The organism is Thermosipho ferrireducens (assembly GCF_017358165.1).
GTDB classification, from domain to species: Bacteria; Thermotogota; Thermotogae; order Thermotogales; family Fervidobacteriaceae; genus Thermosipho_B; species Thermosipho_B ferrireducens.
Genome location: NZ_CP071446.1, coordinates 1,017,043 through 1,035,389, shown reverse-complemented (window position 1 = coordinate 1,035,389; position 18,347 = coordinate 1,017,043). Strand labels below are relative to the sequence as shown.

Here is an 18,347-nt window from a genome sequence, read left to right as displayed (position 1 = left end):
TCATCCCTTCCTTTTAATAAAATTTCAGGAGGTAAAATTCTACCCCCTCCACTCTTATAATAATTCCGCTGTGAGAAAAACAGATACCAAAAAATGAAGGATTTCATCATTAGAAAGCATTTTTCTGAAAATAAATATTCCTTTTTCGTTTCTCATTTTTACAATATATCTAAAAAAATTATCAGAACTTTTAAAATCTGCAATACTATAATCCCCGGAATTTATACCTATAAAGCCTGCTATTTCTAAGTTTGCAATGTCCCTAATTATTACAACATCGGAATCGATTATTTTGCCCGATTTTAAATGAATAAGATCTTTTTTTGCAATTAAATAATCTATTTTTTCACCATTACTTTTTCTTGCATCGTTAATTTCCTTAAATTCCACAAATCCAAAAGGAACGTTCTCATATAAAGTTTTCGACTTTTTTAAATCTTCATGTGAAAAAACAGGTATTTTTATTCCAGAGTATTTACATATAAGTTCGGCACTTAACCCCAGAAGTCCTATTATTTTCATCTAAAACTTTTTTCTCCCTTATTTATTTTATGAAGAATTATATCCATGGCAACATCTCTATCTTTAAAATGGATTTTTCGGTGATCATCAAAAACCTGATAAGGTTCATGACCACGCCCGGCTATAAGAACAACGTCTCCTTTATTCGCAAGCGTTATAGCAGTATCTATGGCCTCTTTCCTATCGATAATAGATAAATGTAAACTGTTTGGAATCAATCCTTTCTCAATATCACTGATTATTTCTCTTGGATCTTCCCCCCTTGGATCATCGGTTGTTACAATGGTTATATCAGCATATTTTGAAACTATCTCCCCCATCATTGGTCTTTTTCCTTTATCTGATTGGCCCCCTGCACCAAAAACTACTATTATCCTTCCTTTTGAAAGCTTTCTCAAAGATATTATAACCTTTTCCAGGGCATCTGGTGTATGGGCAAAATCAATTACCACTTCTATTCCCAGTTTTTTCGCTTCTGGAATCACTTCAAACCGTCCATCCACGCCTCTAAAGGTTTTCACAGCTTCTATTACTTCATCTATATCATAACCGATTTCAACAAGACCAGCAATAACCAGGGTTACATTGTAGGCATTGTATCCTCCTATTAGTTGTGTATAAACTCTTTTAGCCCCATAAGGTGTTTCAAGAATAAAATTTGTACCTGACCAATTAGTGTTAACATCCTTTATCACGTAATGTGCTTTACTATTTGTTCCAAAAGTTATTATGCGCAAATTACCGTTTCTTACATCACTAAAATAATCATAGTTTATTACCGCTATTCCGTTAGGTTTAAGCAAATCAATAATATGGAGCTTCGCTCTCTTATAATTTTCAAAAGTAATATGAAAATCCAAGTGATCCCTGGTAATATTAGTTAATCCAACAATATCGTATCTTATACTTTCAACCCTATACTGATCAAGTGCATGGGAAGAAACTTCCATTCCATAATATTCTCCTCCATCATTCAACGTTTTTGCCATGTTTCTAAGAATTTCAATGGCACTTGGTGTGGTATTTTGATGATAAAACTTATCTCCCATGATGTCATTCATCACTGTTCCGCTAATACTTCCTCTGTTTCCAAACATATGCATTACATGATGAAATAAATGCACACATGTAGTTTTACCATTTGTTCCAGTAACACCAAAAGTAATAAGTTTTTCATAAGGTTTTCCATAAAACTCACCTGCTAAAACTGCCTCTGCAATTCTTGAATCAACAACCTGAATATGTGGAAATTCTTTTGAAACATCCTTTTCAACTATGAAGGCTGTAGCTCCTTGCTGGTACACTTTATCTATTATCGCATGGGAGTCAAAAGAATATCCTTCACGACATATAAAAAGCGTCCCCTCTCTCACCTCTCGAGAATCCGAAGAAATGTGAGAAATCTCTAAGTTATTATCACAATTAACTTTTAAAATAAGAGGCTGTAACAAATCTAAAAGGGTGGAAATATTCAAAAATTATCACTCCTTAAAGGGAAGGTAGTGTCTTGTTAATATTATATAATGATTTTTTAAATTATTCAAGAGTAAATATTTAGAAACAGTTTAAACTAAAAGATTTTTGATAAATCATAAAATGTATTTAACATTAAAAGGCGAGAAAACTCGCCTTTATGGATAAACTCTATAAAGTGTTCTTGCAAAAGGTATGGCTTCTCTAATATGCTCAAGTCCCGCTATCCATGCAATAGTCCTTTCTACTCCCAATCCAAATCCACTGTGAGGAACTGTTCCAAATTTTCTGAGATCAAGATACCAGTCGTAAGCTTCTACAGGTAAATTAAATTCTTTTAACCTTTCTAAAAGCAAATCATAATCATGTATTCTTTGAGAAGCTCCTATTATCTCTCCATAACCCTCAGGGGCAAGTAAGTCATCACATAAGACCACTTCTGGATTATCCGGATCAGGTTGCATATAAAATGCTTTGGCTTTTCTGGGATAATGTGTAACAAAAACAGGTTTCTCAAATTGTTTAGCTATTTCAGTTTCCTCATCGCCACCGAAATCTTTTCCCCATTCAATATCGTATCCTTTCTTTTGAAGAAATTTCACCGCTTCAGTGTAAGTAATCCTCGGGAAAGGTGCTTCTACTTTCTCAAGTTTTGTAATGTCTCTTCCAAGGGCCTTCAAATGTTCTCCAGCGTTTTCTATCACATATTTAACTATATAACTTACTAAATCTTCCTGAAGTTTCAAATTGTCATCATGTTCATAATAAGCCACTTCCGCCTCGTTCATCCAGAATTCTATTAAATGGCGCCTTGTTTTTGACTTTTCCGCTCTAAATGTTGGACCTAAATTGTACACCTTTCCTAAAGCCATGCAGGCAGCCTCAAGATATAACTGACCAGTTTGTGCAAGATATACTTTACCGTAATCAAAATAATCTAATTCAAATAAATTACCAGCCGCTTCACCAATTGCCCCGGTAAAAATGGGAGTATCCACCTGAACAAAACCTCTCTCCCAGTAAAATTTTCTTATTGCCTTTAACACAGCATCTCTGATATTTAATATGTGCACCTGTCGCCTTGAACGAATCCAGAGATGTCTGTGTTCCATTAAATAATCTATACTGTGATCCGGCTTCTGTATGGGAAAATCATCCTTAGGAATCTGAATGGGTTCAACTTCACTTGCAAATATTTCAATACCACCTGGAGCCCGAGGCTCTTCTTTTACCTTACCCCTTACTATAAGTGAAGATTCCAATCTTAACATTTTAGTATTTTTAAAAACTTCTGGCGATACACTGGATGCCTCTACAACAACCTGAACTATCCCTGTACCATCCCGCAGGTTTACAAACGCAATTTTTCCACTACTTCTACTTCTCCATACCCATCCTCTCAATTCCACTTCTTTGCCTATATGTTTTTTCAAATCCTTAACATAAACCCACACGAAAGCCACCTCCAAACTATCGACATTTATAACTATTAATCATCATTTCCATGGAATCCTTCCTGGTGCTGTTTCATAACCTTTTAATACATCATAAGCTCTTGAAATAATTTCTGGCTCATCTGAAAAAACCAATATCCCATCTTTAACAAAAGGCTCCTTTACGTGAACATCCCCGCCTCTGGAAATCATAACTATTGAATTCAGCAATATCTCTAATCTTGTTTTTTCTATGTCCTGTCTATTATATATAGGTGTCCAGAAAAATTTTAACCTCTCAACAGAGCTTTCCAAACTATCGTAAATTAAGATTCTACCTTTGTATCCAAGATTTTCCAGATACAATTTTTTTGATTGATTCTCAACAAGAACAGGAAACATAGCCTTTCTGGTTACAAGAGACACCACAATAGATTTTTCTATTTTTCCACGTCCATCAATTATTGGTACAACCCCCGCAGCTGACAAACCCTTTCCCATGAGCTCATACACATAAGCAGTTATAAACGGTGATGCATTAACTCTATTTAAAGGAGTTGCGTCGTCCTGACTTAAAGTATCAAGACTTCCTATAACATAATAGTCATATCCTTTACTTTTTAAAATAACGCCTGTATAATAACCCGCTTCAAATGCCAGAGTTAAATCGCCCAGGCTCCCCAAGGTCATTAAAGACACGTTTTTTAGTATATCTTGCAGTGGAGCGAAAGAAATATCAATCGATAAGCTCAGGGAAGAAATTAACAAAAAAGCTATATATACCATCTTCATCATTGGACGGTACAACATAATCAGCCACCTCTTTTAACTCTTTAACCGCATTTTTTACAGCAACTCCAACATTTGCTACTTCAAATAAAGGAACATCGTTATGGTTATCTCCAAAAGCTATTATTTTTTCATTCTCTTTTCCAGATTCTTCCAACATCACTTTCAAAGCAACTGCTTTATTAATTCCACGTGGAACTATATCCAGAAAATTTTTCATACTCTTAAAAATATCCACACTTAATTTGAAATCAGTCAAATCCTTTTTTATTTTATCCAGCATATCAGGCTCACCAATTGCAAGAATCTTAGTAGCCTTTCTCTTTTCGTCTTTAATTAATTCCAATAAATCTTCGCACAAATAATAATCAACATTCGCGTGTCTGGCATACATCTTTATTTCATCATTGTCTTCTTCTGAATACAACTTATCATTTATATAAATTTGCCTGTGAATTTTTTTCTCTCTCAAAAACTGTATGATTTTAACACTTGTATCAAAATCTAACCCCGTTTCAAAAATAATACCTTTTTCAGGATGCCAGACAATAGAACCGTTATATGCGATTACTGGAAATTCTTTTTTGAAATGGCTTAAAATTATTTTTTTTACAGAAATCAACATTCTCCCACTTGCAAAAATAACAACATGTCCATCTCTATCTAACTTATTTATTATTCCTGTCATATTTTCAGATATTCTGTAGTTTTTTAAAAGCAATGTTCCATCAAGATCGAAAACAAAAACCATTTTTTACCTCCCGCTAAATTTTTTCTAATTTCTTTTTTATCTCAAGCACAAGCCCTTCTGCAGTTGCAAGATTTGTTGCGAGTGGAATGTTATGAACATCACAAACCCTTAACAATGCGGATACATCTGGTTCATGAGGTTGGGCAGTCAACGGATCTCTCAAAAATATAACAAAGTTAATTTTACCTTCAACAATTAATGAACCTATTTGTAAATCTCCACCATATGGACCTGATTCCATTTTATTAACTAAAAGTCCTATTTTTTCTTCTAAAATTCTTCCTGTAGATCTTGTAGCATATAAATCGCATTTCTCAAATACTTCCTTCCATTCTTTTACAAACATCGCAAGATCTAATTTTTTCTTATCGTGAGCTATTAAAGCTATTTCTAACATTGCACCCCCTCCTTCTCCTCTTCAAAAACATTATACCATCAATCTTTCTCAAATGGCTAAAAAAAACATTTCTGGCCAAAAACATCGCAAATATTACGGTATGCTCCTTTGCTCTATATTTCACTTTTATTACATCAAAAATATATAATTAAGTTGTACAATCTTTAAAAATACCAGGGGGGGATTGGTGTTGAAAAGACGTGTACTTGACCATCCAATACTCGGACATAAAACCGACCACAGGGAAGAAATTGAATTTTTCTTTGAAGGAGAAAAGTTAAAAGCTTATCCTGATGACACCATTGCAAGCGCATTAATAGCAAACGGAATAGACATATTTGGATTCTCCTCTTCAGGAAAACCTCGTGGACTTTTCTGTGCAATTGGCAAATGTTCATCCTGCCTTGTAGAAGTCAACGGTATCCCGAACATAAGAGCGTGTATAACTCCTGTAAAAAACGGGATAAAAGTTAAACGACAAAAAGGAAAGGGGAAACCAACATGGTAAAACATCAGGCATTAGTTATCGGAGCTGGCCCTGCAGGCTTATGTGGAGCAATCGCAATGGCTGAAAATGGTGTGGATGTTCTCGTTGTAGATGAAGGTTTAGAACCTGGGGGTCAATTACCAAAACAAACCCATAAATTTTTTGGACATGAAGGATTTTTTGCCTCATTAAGAGGATTTGAAATAGGGAAAATTTTAATAGAACGCGCCAGAAAAAATGGGGTAAAGCTACTTTTAAAAACAACAGTCGCAGGTATATACGAAGATGCTATAGTTCTTTATAATAGAGAACTTGAAAAGACTCAGGAACTAAAAGTTGATTACATACTTATCGCTACAGGTGCTTCAGAAAAATTTATTTCCTTTAAAAAGAATTATTTACCTGGTATTTATGGTGCTGGAGCGGTTCAAACTTTGATGAATCAATATAGAACTCTTCCAGGGAAAAATTTCATAATAATCGGTGCCGGAAATATTGGACTCATCCTTGGATATCAACTTTTGCAGGCAGGTGCTAACGTTAAAGCTATTATAGAGGCTTCTTCTAAAGTTGGTGGTTATGCAGTTCATGCTAACAAAATTAAACGTATGGGAGTTCCTATAATATTGAACCACACTATTGTAGAGGCAATTGGTGAGGAAAAAGTCAATGGGGCAATAATTGCAAAAGTGGATGCAAGTTTTAAGCCAATTCCTGGAACTGAACGTGAATTTGTCGTTGATACCATTTGCCTTGCAGTGGGCTTACAACCTAATGTTGAACTTGCTGCACAAATCGGAGCCAGAATAGAATATGTTCCAAAACTTGGAGGATATGTTCCATACAGGGACGAAAATATGAAAACCAGCCTTGAGAATGTTTATATCGCTGGCGATCTTGCAAGTATAGAAGAAGCTACAACAGCTATGATAGAAGGTTATATTGCAGGTTACAACATTGCTCAAAAAATAACAGGAAAAGATTTTTCTGAACAAATTACCAAAATGAAACGAGAACTTGTCGAATTTAGAAAAGGTCCTTTCTCGCAAAAAGTCCGCGAAGGCCTTAAACATTTTAATATAAGTTTTTCCGAAGGAGGTTATAGAACAAAAATTCAGAACAACGAAGAACCTGTTGGAAAATTACGTGTAAAAATAGAATGCCCGCAAAATATCCCATGTAATCCCTGTGAAACTTCCTGCCCGACTGGAGCAATAACTGTAGGTGAAAATATAAATGGCATACCTCATGTGGACTATGATAAATGTATTGGCTGCGGTATATGTGTCACAAAATGCCCGGGCCTTGCTATATTCCTTATCCAGGAATTTGAAAAAAGTTCTATTGTTGGTATCCCATATGAATTTGAATTACCAGATGAAAACGAAAAAGTTATCTTGCTCGATAAAAACGGTAATGAAATAGGTTATGGAAAAGTTGAAAAAATAGTGAAAAACAATAGATTCCACACTCATATAGTCTTTCTTAACATTCCTAAAGGATTTGAAAATGATGTCAGACATTTCAAAAAAATAGTGAAAAACTATGAAGAAATTATTTGTAGATGTGAAAGCATAACACGTAAAGAAATTGAAGACGCCATAGAAGAGGGCTTTACAGATTTTGAAGAGTTACGGCGCTATCTCCGAATTTCCATGGGGCCCTGTGGAGGACGTGTTTGTAGATTACAAACGCTATCGATAATCTCAGAAAAAACAGGAATCCCTATAAGTGAACTGGATTCCGGCCGATACAGGCCTCCCAGTATCCCTCTTTCATTTAAAGCTATACTAAATGGAGAGGATGATAAAAATGAGTAAAAAATATAAAGTTTGTATAATTGGTGGTGGAATAATAGGAACTGCTATTGCCTACAATCTTTGCAGATTGGGAGAAACATCCGTAGCAATTTTTGAGAAAAGATATTTATCATCTGGAGCTACTGGAAGATGCGGGGGAGGAATTCGTCAGCAATGGAGCACAAAAGCAAATGTAAAATTGGCTATGCGAAGTGTAAAGCTGTTTGAAAGATACAAAGAGGATATAGGAATGGACATTGAATATACTCAGGGAGGTTATCTCCTTTTATCCTATTCTGAAGAGGAAGCTGAACAGTTCGAAAAAAATGTTAAATTACAGCGGGAAGAAGGCCTTAATGTTGAAATCATATCCCCAAAAACTGTTAAGAAAAAATATCCATTTATAAACACTGAAAAACTTGTTCTGGCAACTTTTTGCCAGACTGACGGTCACGCAAACCCACATAAAGCAACGTTTGGATACGCAAAAGCCGCTAAAACAATGGGAGCAGATATTTTCACGCACACAGAGGTATTTGGAATAGATATTGTAAACAAAACCGTTAAGGGAGTTCACACTTCGAAGGGATTTTTCGAATGTGAAATAGTTGTAAACGCCGCAGGCGCATGGTCAAAAGATGTAGGCAAAATGGCAAATCTTAATATTCCAACAGAAAGCTACAGGCACCAGATCTTTGTAACAGAGCCTTTAGAATATTTCTTCCCATTCATGGCTATCAGTTTTTCAGGTAACTTTTATATGAGACAGGCTTTACATGGACAATTCATAATGGGACAGGGTGACAAAGACGAGAAGCCCGGCATAAATGAAAATGTAACTTTTAAATTTGAAAAAGAAATGGCCAGAAAAATGACACGTATTTTTCCGTTTTTAAAAAATTTAAGGATCTTAAGACACTGGTCAGGTGAATACAATATGTCACCAGATGCCCAGCCCATAATAGGAGAAAGCAAAGACATAAAAGGGTATTATTACGCAGTAGGATTCTCGGGTCACGGATTTATGCTTGCCCCTGCTGTCGGTGAAGCTGTAGCAGAGCTAATAACCTTTGGAAAATCCATTCACAACGATATATCACACCTGAACACAGATCGTTTATCAAAAGCCACAGAAATTGAGAAAAATGTAGTATAAAAAAGGGTGGTCAAAAATGACCACCCTTTTTCGACATTATTTAACCTAAACATTTCTCATATTAAAATAATTTGTATTTTCATCATTCTCTATTTTTAAATATCGATGAAATGCTGTATGATAAAATCTATCTATAATAGCTTTTAAATCGCTATTTTCAAAGTATTTTTCCATTACCTCCTTTAACCTTCCATGGAATCCATATCCATCTTTTGAAAAAGTGATATACTCTCTAAAGGAGCTATCAATATTTTCTCCTATCTTTTCCAATAACGTTAATACAAAATCTGCAAACACTTCTCTTACTTCCGATTTTCTTTTCGCCTCTGTTAGTCTCTCTCTATACTCAGATTCAAGCTCATGCTCATATTTTACGTAAGACATCATTTTTTCACTATTTCTCATAATTCCACCCCTTTCTCCTTTCATCAAATTTTCGAAAGTTTATATGCCAACATCCCAAGGCCGAGAAGGGCTGCCGTTTCGTATCTTAACACTTTATCTCCAAGTGAGACTGGAATATACCTGGATTGCAAAATTTCCTTTTCCTGAGAAGAAAATCCACCTTCAGGTCCAACTATTAAACCAACATCACCTGTGAATTGTTCTGGAAATCGCTTTCCATTAAAATCCAGATAAAAAGTAGATTTCGGAGCAAACTTTGTTACTTCAGAAAAACTTATCGCACGAACTTCAGGAAAAACATACCTTACACACTGTTTACAACTGTCCCTTACAACCAGATTGATTTTTTCCATTTTTTCAAAATATTTTCTATTAGAATATTCCGTATGCATTATATAAATTTTATCCACTCCCAATTCTACAGATTTTTCCAGCAACCATCTTAACCTTTCCCAACGACCAGCTGGAGCAAAAAAAGTTAATTTAATGTTAACTTTATTACCTACATATTTAGACTCAACTATTTCTCCAAAAGATTCCTTTTTACCTATTTTTTTTATTTTCACCTTATACAAATTCCCTTTTCCATCTGTACATTCCACTATATCATCTAATTTAATTCGAAGCACTTTTAAATGTTCTGTTTCATGTTTGTCGAAATATATTATATCATATTTAGTATTTCCAAAAAAAATGTTTGGCATCTAATCACTCCTTCAAAACTTTTCCTAAAATAAATTATACTAAACTTATACCACGAAATAAACTGTTCAAAATAAATATTTTTGTTAAAAAAATTAACGTTTAGCATTTGATAATATAATATTTTCTTATTCGTTTCACAAAACGTAACAACGAGAAATTTTTACCTAACAAACTTAATAAAACAATTCACATTCTACTGGCAGAGACTTTGAATATTCAAAATTTGTGTAAATCAGTTGTTTGTAGTATAATTTCCATGATATAATGACTAAAAAAATGCTTATCAGGAGGGATTGTATGAAAGAATACACACCCGCAAAAATAGAACAAAAATGGCAAAAAATTTGGGAAGAAGAGAAAATGTTTGAAACTCCTCAGTTTTCTGATAAAGATAAATACTATGTTCTTGTAATGTTTCCTTATCCTTCTGGCACATTACACGTTGGACACGTTAAAAATTATGTAATAGGAGATATAGTAGCCAGATACAAAAAAATGAAAGGATTTAACGTGCTTCATCCTTTCGGCTATGACGCTTTTGGACTTCCAGCAGAAAATGCCGCTATAAAAAATAGAATCCATCCTGAAGACTGGACATTAAAAAACATCGAAACAATAAGAAATCAGATCAAAAAGATAGGTATAAGTTATGACTGGAATAGAGAAATTAAAACTTGCTCTGAAGATTATTATAAATGGACACAATGGCTATTTTTAAAACTTTATGAGAAAGGGCTCGCATATAAGAAAAAAGGTGCAGTAAATTGGTGCCCCAGCTGTCAAACAGTTTTAGCAAATGAACAGGTTAAAGACGGAAAATGTGAAAGATGCGGCACAGAAGTTACAATAAAACATTTAGAGCAGTGGTATTTTAAAATAACAGAGTATGCGGAAAGACTATTAAAAGATATAGAAAAGCTCAAAGGATGGCCTGAACACGTTAAAACAATGCAAAAAAATTGGATAGGAAAAAGTGTCGGAGCAGAAATTGATTTTCCGGTAAAGGATCTTGATATGAAAATCAGAGTTTTTACAACACGACCGGATACACTCTGGGGAGTTACTTTTATGGCTCTGGCTCCTGAATCACCCCTCGTTGAACTTTTAGTAACCGACGACAGAAAAGAAGGGCTTGAAAAATTTCTAAAAAAGGTATCCCTTGAAGATAGATTTAAACGCACAAGTACAGAGGCTGAAAAAGAAGGATATTTTCTGGGAAGATATGCTATTAACCCCGTTAACGGAGAACACATACCTATTTATGTTGCGAACTACATACTTTATGAATACGGCACAGGCGCTATAATGGCAGTGCCTGCACATGATCAAAGAGATTTTGAATTTGCAAGAAAATATAATTTACCAATTAGAGTGGTTATAGATAATCCAGAAAAACACCTTGAACCAGATACCATGAATGGTGCATATGAAAGTGATGGCATAATGATTAACTCTGGGCCTTTTGATGGAATTAATAATAAAGAAGCTATAGATAAAATTACAAAATATCTTGAAGAAAAGGGAATTGGAAAAAAAAGTGTTCAATACAAATTAAGAGACTGGCTCATATCAAGGCAAAGATATTGGGGCGCACCTATACCTATAATTTACTGTGATGAGTGTGGAACAGTACCCGTGCCTGAAAAAGACTTACCCGTAAAACTTCCGAAAAATGTGGAGTTTTTGCCTACAGGTAAATCTCCGCTGCTTTCAAATCAACAATTTATAAACACAGTTTGCCCTAAATGTGGAAAACCCGCAAAACGTGATGTAGATACAATGGATACTTTTGTAGATAGTTCCTGGTATTACCTGAGATATATAAATCCTCGCCTCGATGATATGGCTTTCAAAACTGAAGATGTGAACTACTGGCTCCCGGTAGATCAGTATATAGGAGGCGTTGAACATGCAGTGCTCCATTTGCTCTATTCTCGATTTATTACAAAAGTACTTTATGATTTAGGTTATGTGAATTTTGAAGAACCTTTCACCAACCTTTTCACCCAAGGTATGATTTACAAAGATGGGTGGAAAATGAGTAAATCAAAGGGGAATGTAGTTTCTCCAGATGATATGATATTAAAGTATGGAGCCGATACGTTAAGAACTTACATCTTATTCATGGCGCCTCCTGAAAAAGATGCCGAATGGAGTGAAGCTGGAATAGAAGGGGTTCACAGATTTTTAAAAAGGCTCTGGAATAACTTCTATACCATTCTTCCTGCAATAAAAGAAGAAACTTCAGAAAATGTCTTGGTCAAAAATAAAGCAGAAAAAGAGCTCAGAAGAAAGCTTCACCAATCGATAAAGAAAATAACAGAAGACATAGAAGGAGGCTTTAAATTCAACACAGCAATCGCCGGTCTCATGGAATTTAATAATCATTTAAGTGAATATTTAAACAGCACGCCACAAAACGAATGGAATGTTCCTTTATTAAAAGAAATAGGGGAAAATCTCTGTTTAATACTTTCACCATTTGCTCCTCATATGGCAGAAGAAATGTGGCATGATTTAGGAAAATCAACCTTTATAGTTAAAGAAAATTGGCCGTCTTATGATAAAAATGCACTGGAAATTGATGAAATTACTATAGTAGTACAGATAAACGGAAAAGTTCGTGGCAAAGTAGTTGTGCCTGCTAATGAAACAGAAGAAAATATCAAAAAGGCTGCTCTTCAAAATCCTAAAATAGCTTCATATACTAAAAATAAGCAGATTATAAAAATAATATTTGTACCAAATAAACTCATGAATATCGTTGTTAAATAAAATTATTAGGAGGCGATCTTAATGAAGAAATTTTTTATGGTAGTTTTTCTGATCGGAATTTTATCAACAACAATTTTCGCAGTGGATACTTCTTCAAAAACAGCTACCACTACAACCAGTAACGCCACAACAGTTGTAGCACTTGTTAATGGTGAACCTATAACATTAGATATCCTTAACTCCGAAGCAAATATTCAAAATCTCCTCATCAGCATAAATCAGGTCAATGAAACTTTTTTCAATGTTTTGACAAACACTCAAGAAGGCATTAATTTAATAATGCGATATAAAAGAGCCGTCCTTGATAATATGGTTCAAAAGCTGTTAATAGTTCAATTTGCTCAGAAATACAACTTAAGACCATCTGATATAGAAGTTACAAACCTTGTTAATAAGCAAGTTAAAGAATATTTAACTTCTCAGGGAATAGACGAACAAACATTTGATTCCTATTTAAAATATGCAAACATGGGCTCATTGGAAGACTTTAAAAAAAGACTCTATTTCAATACTTTAGTAAATCTCTCACTCAAAAATTTATACGATTTTGTGGCTAAAAACGCTACTGTTACAAACGAAGAAATAAAAATCTATTATGAAAACAATATAACGCGTTTTTCTACCCCTGCTCAATATGATTTATACTTACTAAACTTTAACAGCAACATTGAAGCAAATGCTGCAAAGCAAAAGCTCCTTTCCGGCGAATCTTTCGAAAATATTGCAGGGAATTATGGGATTAATAACCCACTTTTAGAAAAAATTGAAGACGGAAATAAACTCATCCCGGAAAAGATCTGGAATTACATCAGAAACTCACTTCCCGGTTCCATACTTGGACCCATCGAAGCTGATGGAAAATATTATTTAATTAGACTGTTAAATGTTATTCCAGCTCAAACAAAAAAATTAGAAGACGTGAAAAACGACATAATCAGTATTATATTGAATGAGAAGCAAAGTAAAATCTGGGCAAAATTTATAGACAATGAATTTTCGAAATTCAAACAGCAAAGTGATATTAAGATTTTTTATAACATCGAAACCAAGAAATAAACAGAGGAGGGATTAGTTTTGAAACTTAAAACTATGACTTTAGAATGGACTGGGGAATCTCTTATACTCATAGATCAACGAAAAATACCACTTGAAGAAACATATATAGAATGCACAAATTACAAGGAAGTAGCTACTGCTATTAAAGAAATGGTTGTTCGCGGAGCACCTGCAATAGGTGCAACTGCAGCTTTTGGATTCGTACTTGGAGCCAGAGAATACATTAATACCAGCAGTTCTTTCGAGATTTTTTTAGAAAAAATGAATGAAGTCAAAGAAACTTTAGCAAATACCAGACCAACTGCCGTTAATCTTTTCTGGGCATTAAATAGAATGGAAAAAACATTAAAAAATTATGGTTATTTTGAAAAAATATTAGAAGTATTAGAAAATGAAGCTATAAATATTGCTAATGAAGACATAACCGCAAACAAACAGATGGGTGCTTACGGAGCCAGCCTGTTAAAGGATGGTGATACTGTACTTACACATTGCAACGCTGGAGCATTAGCCACAGTAGATTACGGGACAGCACTTGGCGTAATAAGAGCCGCCGTTGAACAGGGGAAAAAAATAAAAGTTTTTGCTGATGAAACTCGACCTTACCTCCAGGGCGCCAGATTAACTGCGTGGGAACTTATGAAAGATGGTATAGAAGTAACTCTAATAAGTGATAATATGGCTGGATGGGCGATGAAGCTGGGGAAAATAAATGCAGTGATAGTAGGTGCTGACAGGATTGCCGCAAATGGTGATGTTGCAAATAAAATAGGTACGTACATGGTTGCGGTACTTGCAAAAAGACATGGAATTCCCTTCTATGTCGCAGCACCAACGAGTACTATAGATTTAAATACACCAACTGGAAAAGATATTCCTATAGAAGAAAGAAATCATAAAGAAGTCACTCACTGTGGTGGTAAAAGAATCGCCCCGGAAAATGTAAATGTTTTCAATCCAGCATTTGATGTAACAGATGCTGAATTAGTAACGGCAATTATAACGGAAAAAGGAATTGTTTATCCTCCATATAATGAAAATTTAAAAAAGCTTTTTGAGGAGTGATCTTATGATAGATATTAAACTTTTAAGAAAAAATCCAGAAATATTTAAAGAAGCTTTAAGTAAGCGGAACACGAGTAGTGATGTAATCAGCAAAATATTAAAATTAGACAAAGAGTGGCGCGAACTTACCACAAAAGTCAATGAACTAAAAGCAAAACGAAACACCCTCTCAAAATTGGTTGCCAAAGCAAAAGCCGAAAAAAATGAATCAGAAGCAAAAAGAATTATTGATGAAAGTAAAGAAATAGGAGAAAAAATAAAACAGGTAGAAGAAAAGCAACGACTAATCGAAGATGAAATAGAAACACTTGCTTTAAATATTCCTAACATTCCGCACGAAAGTGTGCCTTATGGAAAAGACGAAAATGAAAACATTGTTGTTAGAACATGGGGGACTCCCAGAAAATTTGATTTTACTCCAAAAGCCCACTGGGACTTAGGTCCTGAGCTTGGTCTTATGGATTTTGAACGCGCTGCTAAATTAAGTGGAGCAAGATTCGCTGTCATGTATGGTTGGCTTGCTCGCCTTGAAAGAGCTTTAGTTCAATTTATGTTAGATGTTCACATAAAAGAACATGGATACACAGAAGTCTGGCTCCCACATCTTGTAAAAAGAGACGTAATGCTCTGGACCGGTAAATTACCAAAATTTGAAGAAGAAGCGTATCTTATAGAAAAAGATGATTTATTCTTAATCCCAACAGCTGAAGTGCCTTTAGTTGCCCTTCACGCAGAAGAAATATTGGCGGAAAAAGAACTGCCAAAAAAATACGTAGCTTACACCCCATCCTATCGTAGAGAGGCAGGCAGTTATGGAAAAGACGTAAGAGGAATAATTAGACAACATCAATTTGATAAAGTTGAGCTTGTATGGATTACCACACCAGAAACTTCTTTTGAAGACCTGGAAACATTAACTGAAAATGCAGAAAAAATATTGCAATTACTGAAACTCCCTTATAGAGTCGTCTCTTTGTGTACAGGGGATCTTGGATTTGCAGCTGCTAAAACGTACGATCTGGAAGTCTGGTTACCATCTTATAATGATTATAAAGAAGTTTCTTCATGTAGCAATGACACTGATTTTCAGTCACGGCGAGCAAATATAAGATACCGAGGCTCAGACAACAAACTCCACTTCACACACACATTAAATGGTTCCGGACTCGCCATTGGAAGGACACTTGTCGCTGTAATTGAAAACTATCAAAATCCTGACGGCTCAATTACAGTTCCAGAAGTACTCGTACCTTATATGGGAACAGAAAGAATACCTTAATAAAATGAACCCGCTTGGCCTGAAAGCGGGTTTAATAATGACTTTATGGTAAAATATAAATGCAAAAAAATTGCGAGGAGGATAAAACCAATTACAATGGATTATATTAAAAAAATCCGTGAAATGAATTATAAAGATTTGAATAAATTTGCTCAGCAGATTCGAGAATATATCATAGATGTGATTTCCAGGAATGGCGGTCATCTTGCATCAAATTTAGGTGTTGTAGAGCTTACAATAGCTCTTTATAGAGTTTTTAACCCATTTGAAGATTACATAATATGGGATACCGGTCACCAGACATATACCCATAAATTGTTAACCGGTCGATGGGAGCTGTTCCCTTCCATTAGAAAGTTTGGAGGAATCAGTGGATACACAAATATAGCAGAGTCCCAGGCTGATAGGTTTGGGGCTGGCCATGTAGGAACATCAATAGCGGCAGCCTTAGGAATTGAACAAGCTTTGAGAAAAGAAAATAAAAAAGTAAATGTTGTTGTAGTGATAGGAGACGGAGCCTTCACTTCCGGCGAAGCTCTTGAAGCTTTAAATCAAATAAAATCTTTAAATTCAAAGATAAAAATAATTGTAAATAGTAACTCAATGTCTATATCAAAAAACGTTGGGGGACTTTCTCATTTTCTCGATAACCTGAGAACAAGTAAAGTTTACCTTGATATAAAAAATATTATGAAACGGAATATCAGTGAACCGTTAGAGGATGAATTAAAAAGGATAAGAGACGCAATAAAAGTTACGTTTTCCGGTGACGACTTTTTTGAAGCTCTTGGTTTAAAACACCTTGGGCCTTTAAATGGACATAACATTCAGGAAATGGAAAAAGTGTTCACACGAGTCAAAGATTATGATTATCCCACAGTTATAACAGTTAACACTATAAAAGGGAAGGGATACAATTCATCGGAAGATGATCCCGAATCCTTTCACAGTGCCAGCAAATTTGATATTTCTTCTGGAACATTTTTAAGTAAAAGTGGTTTCATATCATATAGTGAAGCTTTTGGAAATATTCTTGTTAAACTTGCTGAAAAAGACGAACATATAATTGCTATAACAGCTGCAATGAAAACAGGTACTGGATTATCTTTGTTTGCTCAAAAATTTCCTGACAGATTTTTTGATCTGGGAATAACTGAACAATCGTGTGTAACTTTCGCTGGAGGTCTGGCTATTTCCGGATTTAAACCTGTCTTTGCGGTATATTCAACATTTTTGCAAAGAGGTTTTGATCAACTAATACACGATATTGCTTTGCAAAACCTTCCTGTAATATTTGCAATAGATAGAGCAGGCGTAGTCGGTGAAGATGGACCAACTCACCACGGACTATTTGATATTGCTTACTTAAAAATGATACCAAATATTCGAATACTGGCCCCCATGAATATTCAGGATTTAGTTAACACAATTTATACCGTGTTCAAATTTCCAATAGACGCTCCTATAGCTATAAGATATCCCCGAGATTCAGAATTTGGAGACTTTAAAAAGATTTATGATAAAATACAACTTGTAGAACTTTATAAATGGGAGATCCTAAGAACAGGAAAAAATGTAGCTATAATCTCAACCGGGACAATTACCCAAGAAGCAGTTAAAGCTGCTCAAAAAAATAATTGGACTGTAGTTTTTGCTCGTTCCATTAAGCCTGTAGATATTAACACAATAAAATGGGTTTTAAATAACCATAATTATGTTTTTACCCTTGAAGAAGGTACAACCTATGGAGGATTTGGTGAAAGCGTGGCGCGATACGGAAAAGTTACAATCCTGGGTATAGAGGATATTTTTCCGACTCATGGAAGCAGGAGAGAACTTTTGAAATTTTTAAAACTCGATAAAGATGGCATAGAAACTAAAATATTTGAATCTATTGAAAGGGGGCAATATTATGAAAATGCAAACAGAATTTGGTGAACTTGATATTACTCTAAATGCTATAAGAAAATTGGTATATTTTGCCATTTTAGAAACTTATGGACCTGTGAATATTTCTTCAGATAGCTGGTTCTCAAAATTGGTTAGTAGTGAAGAGGGAAGGGTAAAAATTCAAGAAGATGAGTTTGGACATATAAAAGTTGACGCTTTTGTCGAACTTGAGTATGGAACAAAAATTTCAGAAGTTGGAAGGAATATTATTGAAAATGTAAAACACAAACTTAAGACACTCGCAGGTTGCGATAATGTTGAAGTTAATGTCCATGTAATAGATGTAAAATAAGGAGGGTCTCATT

17 protein-coding genes are annotated in these 18,347 nt (G+C 34.7%); 9 read left to right on the top strand and 8 right to left on the bottom strand.

Annotated elements, in window-relative coordinates:
* Positions 1-54 precede the first annotated feature (54 nt).
* The 6 genes from JYK00_RS05135 to JYK00_RS05110 all read right to left on the bottom strand — a co-directional run bounded on the left by JYK00_RS05135 (position 55) and on the right by JYK00_RS05110 (position 5,365).
* Positions 55-522 (bottom strand): hypothetical protein, encoded by a 468-nt coding sequence (locus JYK00_RS05135; RefSeq protein WP_207565862.1) that lies wholly within the window; start codon positions 520-522, stop codon positions 55-57.
* Entirely contained in the window at positions 519-1,997 is a 1,479-nt protein-coding gene (locus JYK00_RS05130) for a UDP-N-acetylmuramoyl-L-alanyl-D-glutamate--2,6-diaminopimelate ligase (protein WP_207565861.1), read from the bottom strand. Before JYK00_RS05130 ends, JYK00_RS05135 begins: the two co-directional genes overlap by 4 nt.
* A gap of 156 nt (positions 1,998-2,153) precedes the next feature.
* On the bottom strand, positions 2,154-3,449 hold the full coding sequence (gene asnS, locus JYK00_RS05125) for an asparagine--tRNA ligase (RefSeq protein WP_207565860.1): 1,296 nt from the start codon (positions 3,447-3,449) through the stop codon (positions 2,154-2,156).
* 42 nt (positions 3,450-3,491) lie between these two features.
* Positions 3,492-4,118, bottom strand: coding sequence for a hypothetical protein (locus JYK00_RS05120; protein ID WP_228288112.1), 627 nt, complete (start codon positions 4,116-4,118; stop codon positions 3,492-3,494).
* Positions 4,119-4,164: 46 nt separating this feature from the next.
* Positions 4,165-4,968 carry an HAD family hydrolase gene (locus tag JYK00_RS05115; RefSeq protein WP_207565859.1) on the bottom strand — a complete coding sequence of 268 codons (804 nt, stop codon included), beginning with the start codon at positions 4,966-4,968 and terminating at the stop codon, positions 4,165-4,167.
* Between the two features lie 13 nt (positions 4,969-4,981).
* The gene (locus JYK00_RS05110) at positions 4,982-5,365 is read right to left on the bottom strand and encodes a methylglyoxal synthase (protein WP_207565858.1); all 384 of its coding nucleotides are present in this window, start codon (positions 5,363-5,365) and stop codon (positions 4,982-4,984) included.
* Between the two features lie 190 nt (positions 5,366-5,555).
* On the opposite strand from JYK00_RS05110, the gene JYK00_RS05105 reads away from it, so the two are divergent.
* Genes JYK00_RS05105 through JYK00_RS05095 form a run of 3 tightly spaced genes read left to right on the top strand, consistent with a single transcriptional unit; the run spans position 5,556 to position 8,807 of the window.
* On the top strand, positions 5,556-5,873 hold the full coding sequence (locus JYK00_RS05105) for a (2Fe-2S)-binding protein (protein WP_407701715.1): 318 nt from the start codon (positions 5,556-5,558) through the stop codon (positions 5,871-5,873).
* The gene (locus JYK00_RS05100) at positions 5,867-7,672 is read left to right on the top strand and encodes an FAD-dependent oxidoreductase (protein ID WP_207565857.1); all 1,806 of its coding nucleotides are present in this window, start codon (positions 5,867-5,869) and stop codon (positions 7,670-7,672) included. Before JYK00_RS05105 ends, JYK00_RS05100 begins: the two co-directional genes overlap by 7 nt.
* Entirely contained in the window at positions 7,665-8,807 is a 1,143-nt protein-coding gene (locus JYK00_RS05095; RefSeq protein ID WP_207565856.1) for an NAD(P)/FAD-dependent oxidoreductase, read from the top strand. Before JYK00_RS05100 ends, JYK00_RS05095 begins: the two co-directional genes overlap by 8 nt.
* 45 nt (positions 8,808-8,852) lie before the next feature.
* Here JYK00_RS05095 and JYK00_RS05090 read toward each other — a convergent pair whose 3' ends face one another.
* Together JYK00_RS05090 and JYK00_RS05085 are read right to left on the bottom strand one after the other, a co-directional pair.
* A complete protein-coding gene (locus tag JYK00_RS05090; protein WP_207565854.1) occupies positions 8,853-9,212 on the bottom strand; it encodes a hypothetical protein in 360 nt (119 codons plus the stop codon).
* Positions 9,213-9,235: 23 nt separating this feature from the next.
* Positions 9,236-9,916, bottom strand: a complete 681-nt coding sequence (locus JYK00_RS05085; RefSeq protein ID WP_207565853.1) for a 16S rRNA (uracil(1498)-N(3))-methyltransferase — start codon at positions 9,914-9,916, stop codon at positions 9,236-9,238.
* A gap of 298 nt (positions 9,917-10,214) precedes the next feature.
* Between JYK00_RS05085 and leuS the strand changes: the two genes are divergently transcribed.
* From leuS to JYK00_RS05055, 6 genes are all read left to right on the top strand, one after another.
* Positions 10,215-12,692 (top strand): leucine--tRNA ligase, encoded by a 2,478-nt coding sequence (gene leuS / locus JYK00_RS05080; protein WP_207565852.1) that lies wholly within the window; start codon positions 10,215-10,217, stop codon positions 12,690-12,692.
* 21 nt (positions 12,693-12,713) lie between these two features.
* Complete coding sequence (locus JYK00_RS05075; RefSeq protein WP_207565851.1) at positions 12,714-13,748, top strand: peptidyl-prolyl cis-trans isomerase; 1,035 nt, start codon at positions 12,714-12,716, stop codon at positions 13,746-13,748.
* An 18-nt stretch (positions 13,749-13,766) separates the two neighbouring features.
* Positions 13,767-14,813: an S-methyl-5-thioribose-1-phosphate isomerase gene (gene mtnA / locus JYK00_RS05070; protein WP_207565850.1), complete on the top strand. Its 1,047-nt coding sequence runs from the start codon at positions 13,767-13,769 to the stop codon at positions 14,811-14,813.
* Between the two features lie 4 nt (positions 14,814-14,817).
* Entirely contained in the window at positions 14,818-16,092 is a 1,275-nt protein-coding gene (serS, locus tag JYK00_RS05065) for a serine--tRNA ligase (protein WP_207565849.1), read from the top strand.
* 96 nt (positions 16,093-16,188) lie between these two features.
* Positions 16,189-18,030, top strand: coding sequence for a 1-deoxy-D-xylulose-5-phosphate synthase (gene dxs, locus JYK00_RS05060; protein WP_207565848.1), 1,842 nt, complete (start codon positions 16,189-16,191; stop codon positions 18,028-18,030).
* A complete protein-coding gene (locus JYK00_RS05055) occupies positions 18,005-18,334 on the top strand; it encodes an Asp23/Gls24 family envelope stress response protein (RefSeq protein ID WP_207565847.1) in 330 nt (109 codons plus the stop codon). The genes dxs and JYK00_RS05055 overlap by 26 nt, the downstream gene beginning before the upstream one ends.
* Positions 18,335-18,347 lie beyond the last annotated feature (13 nt).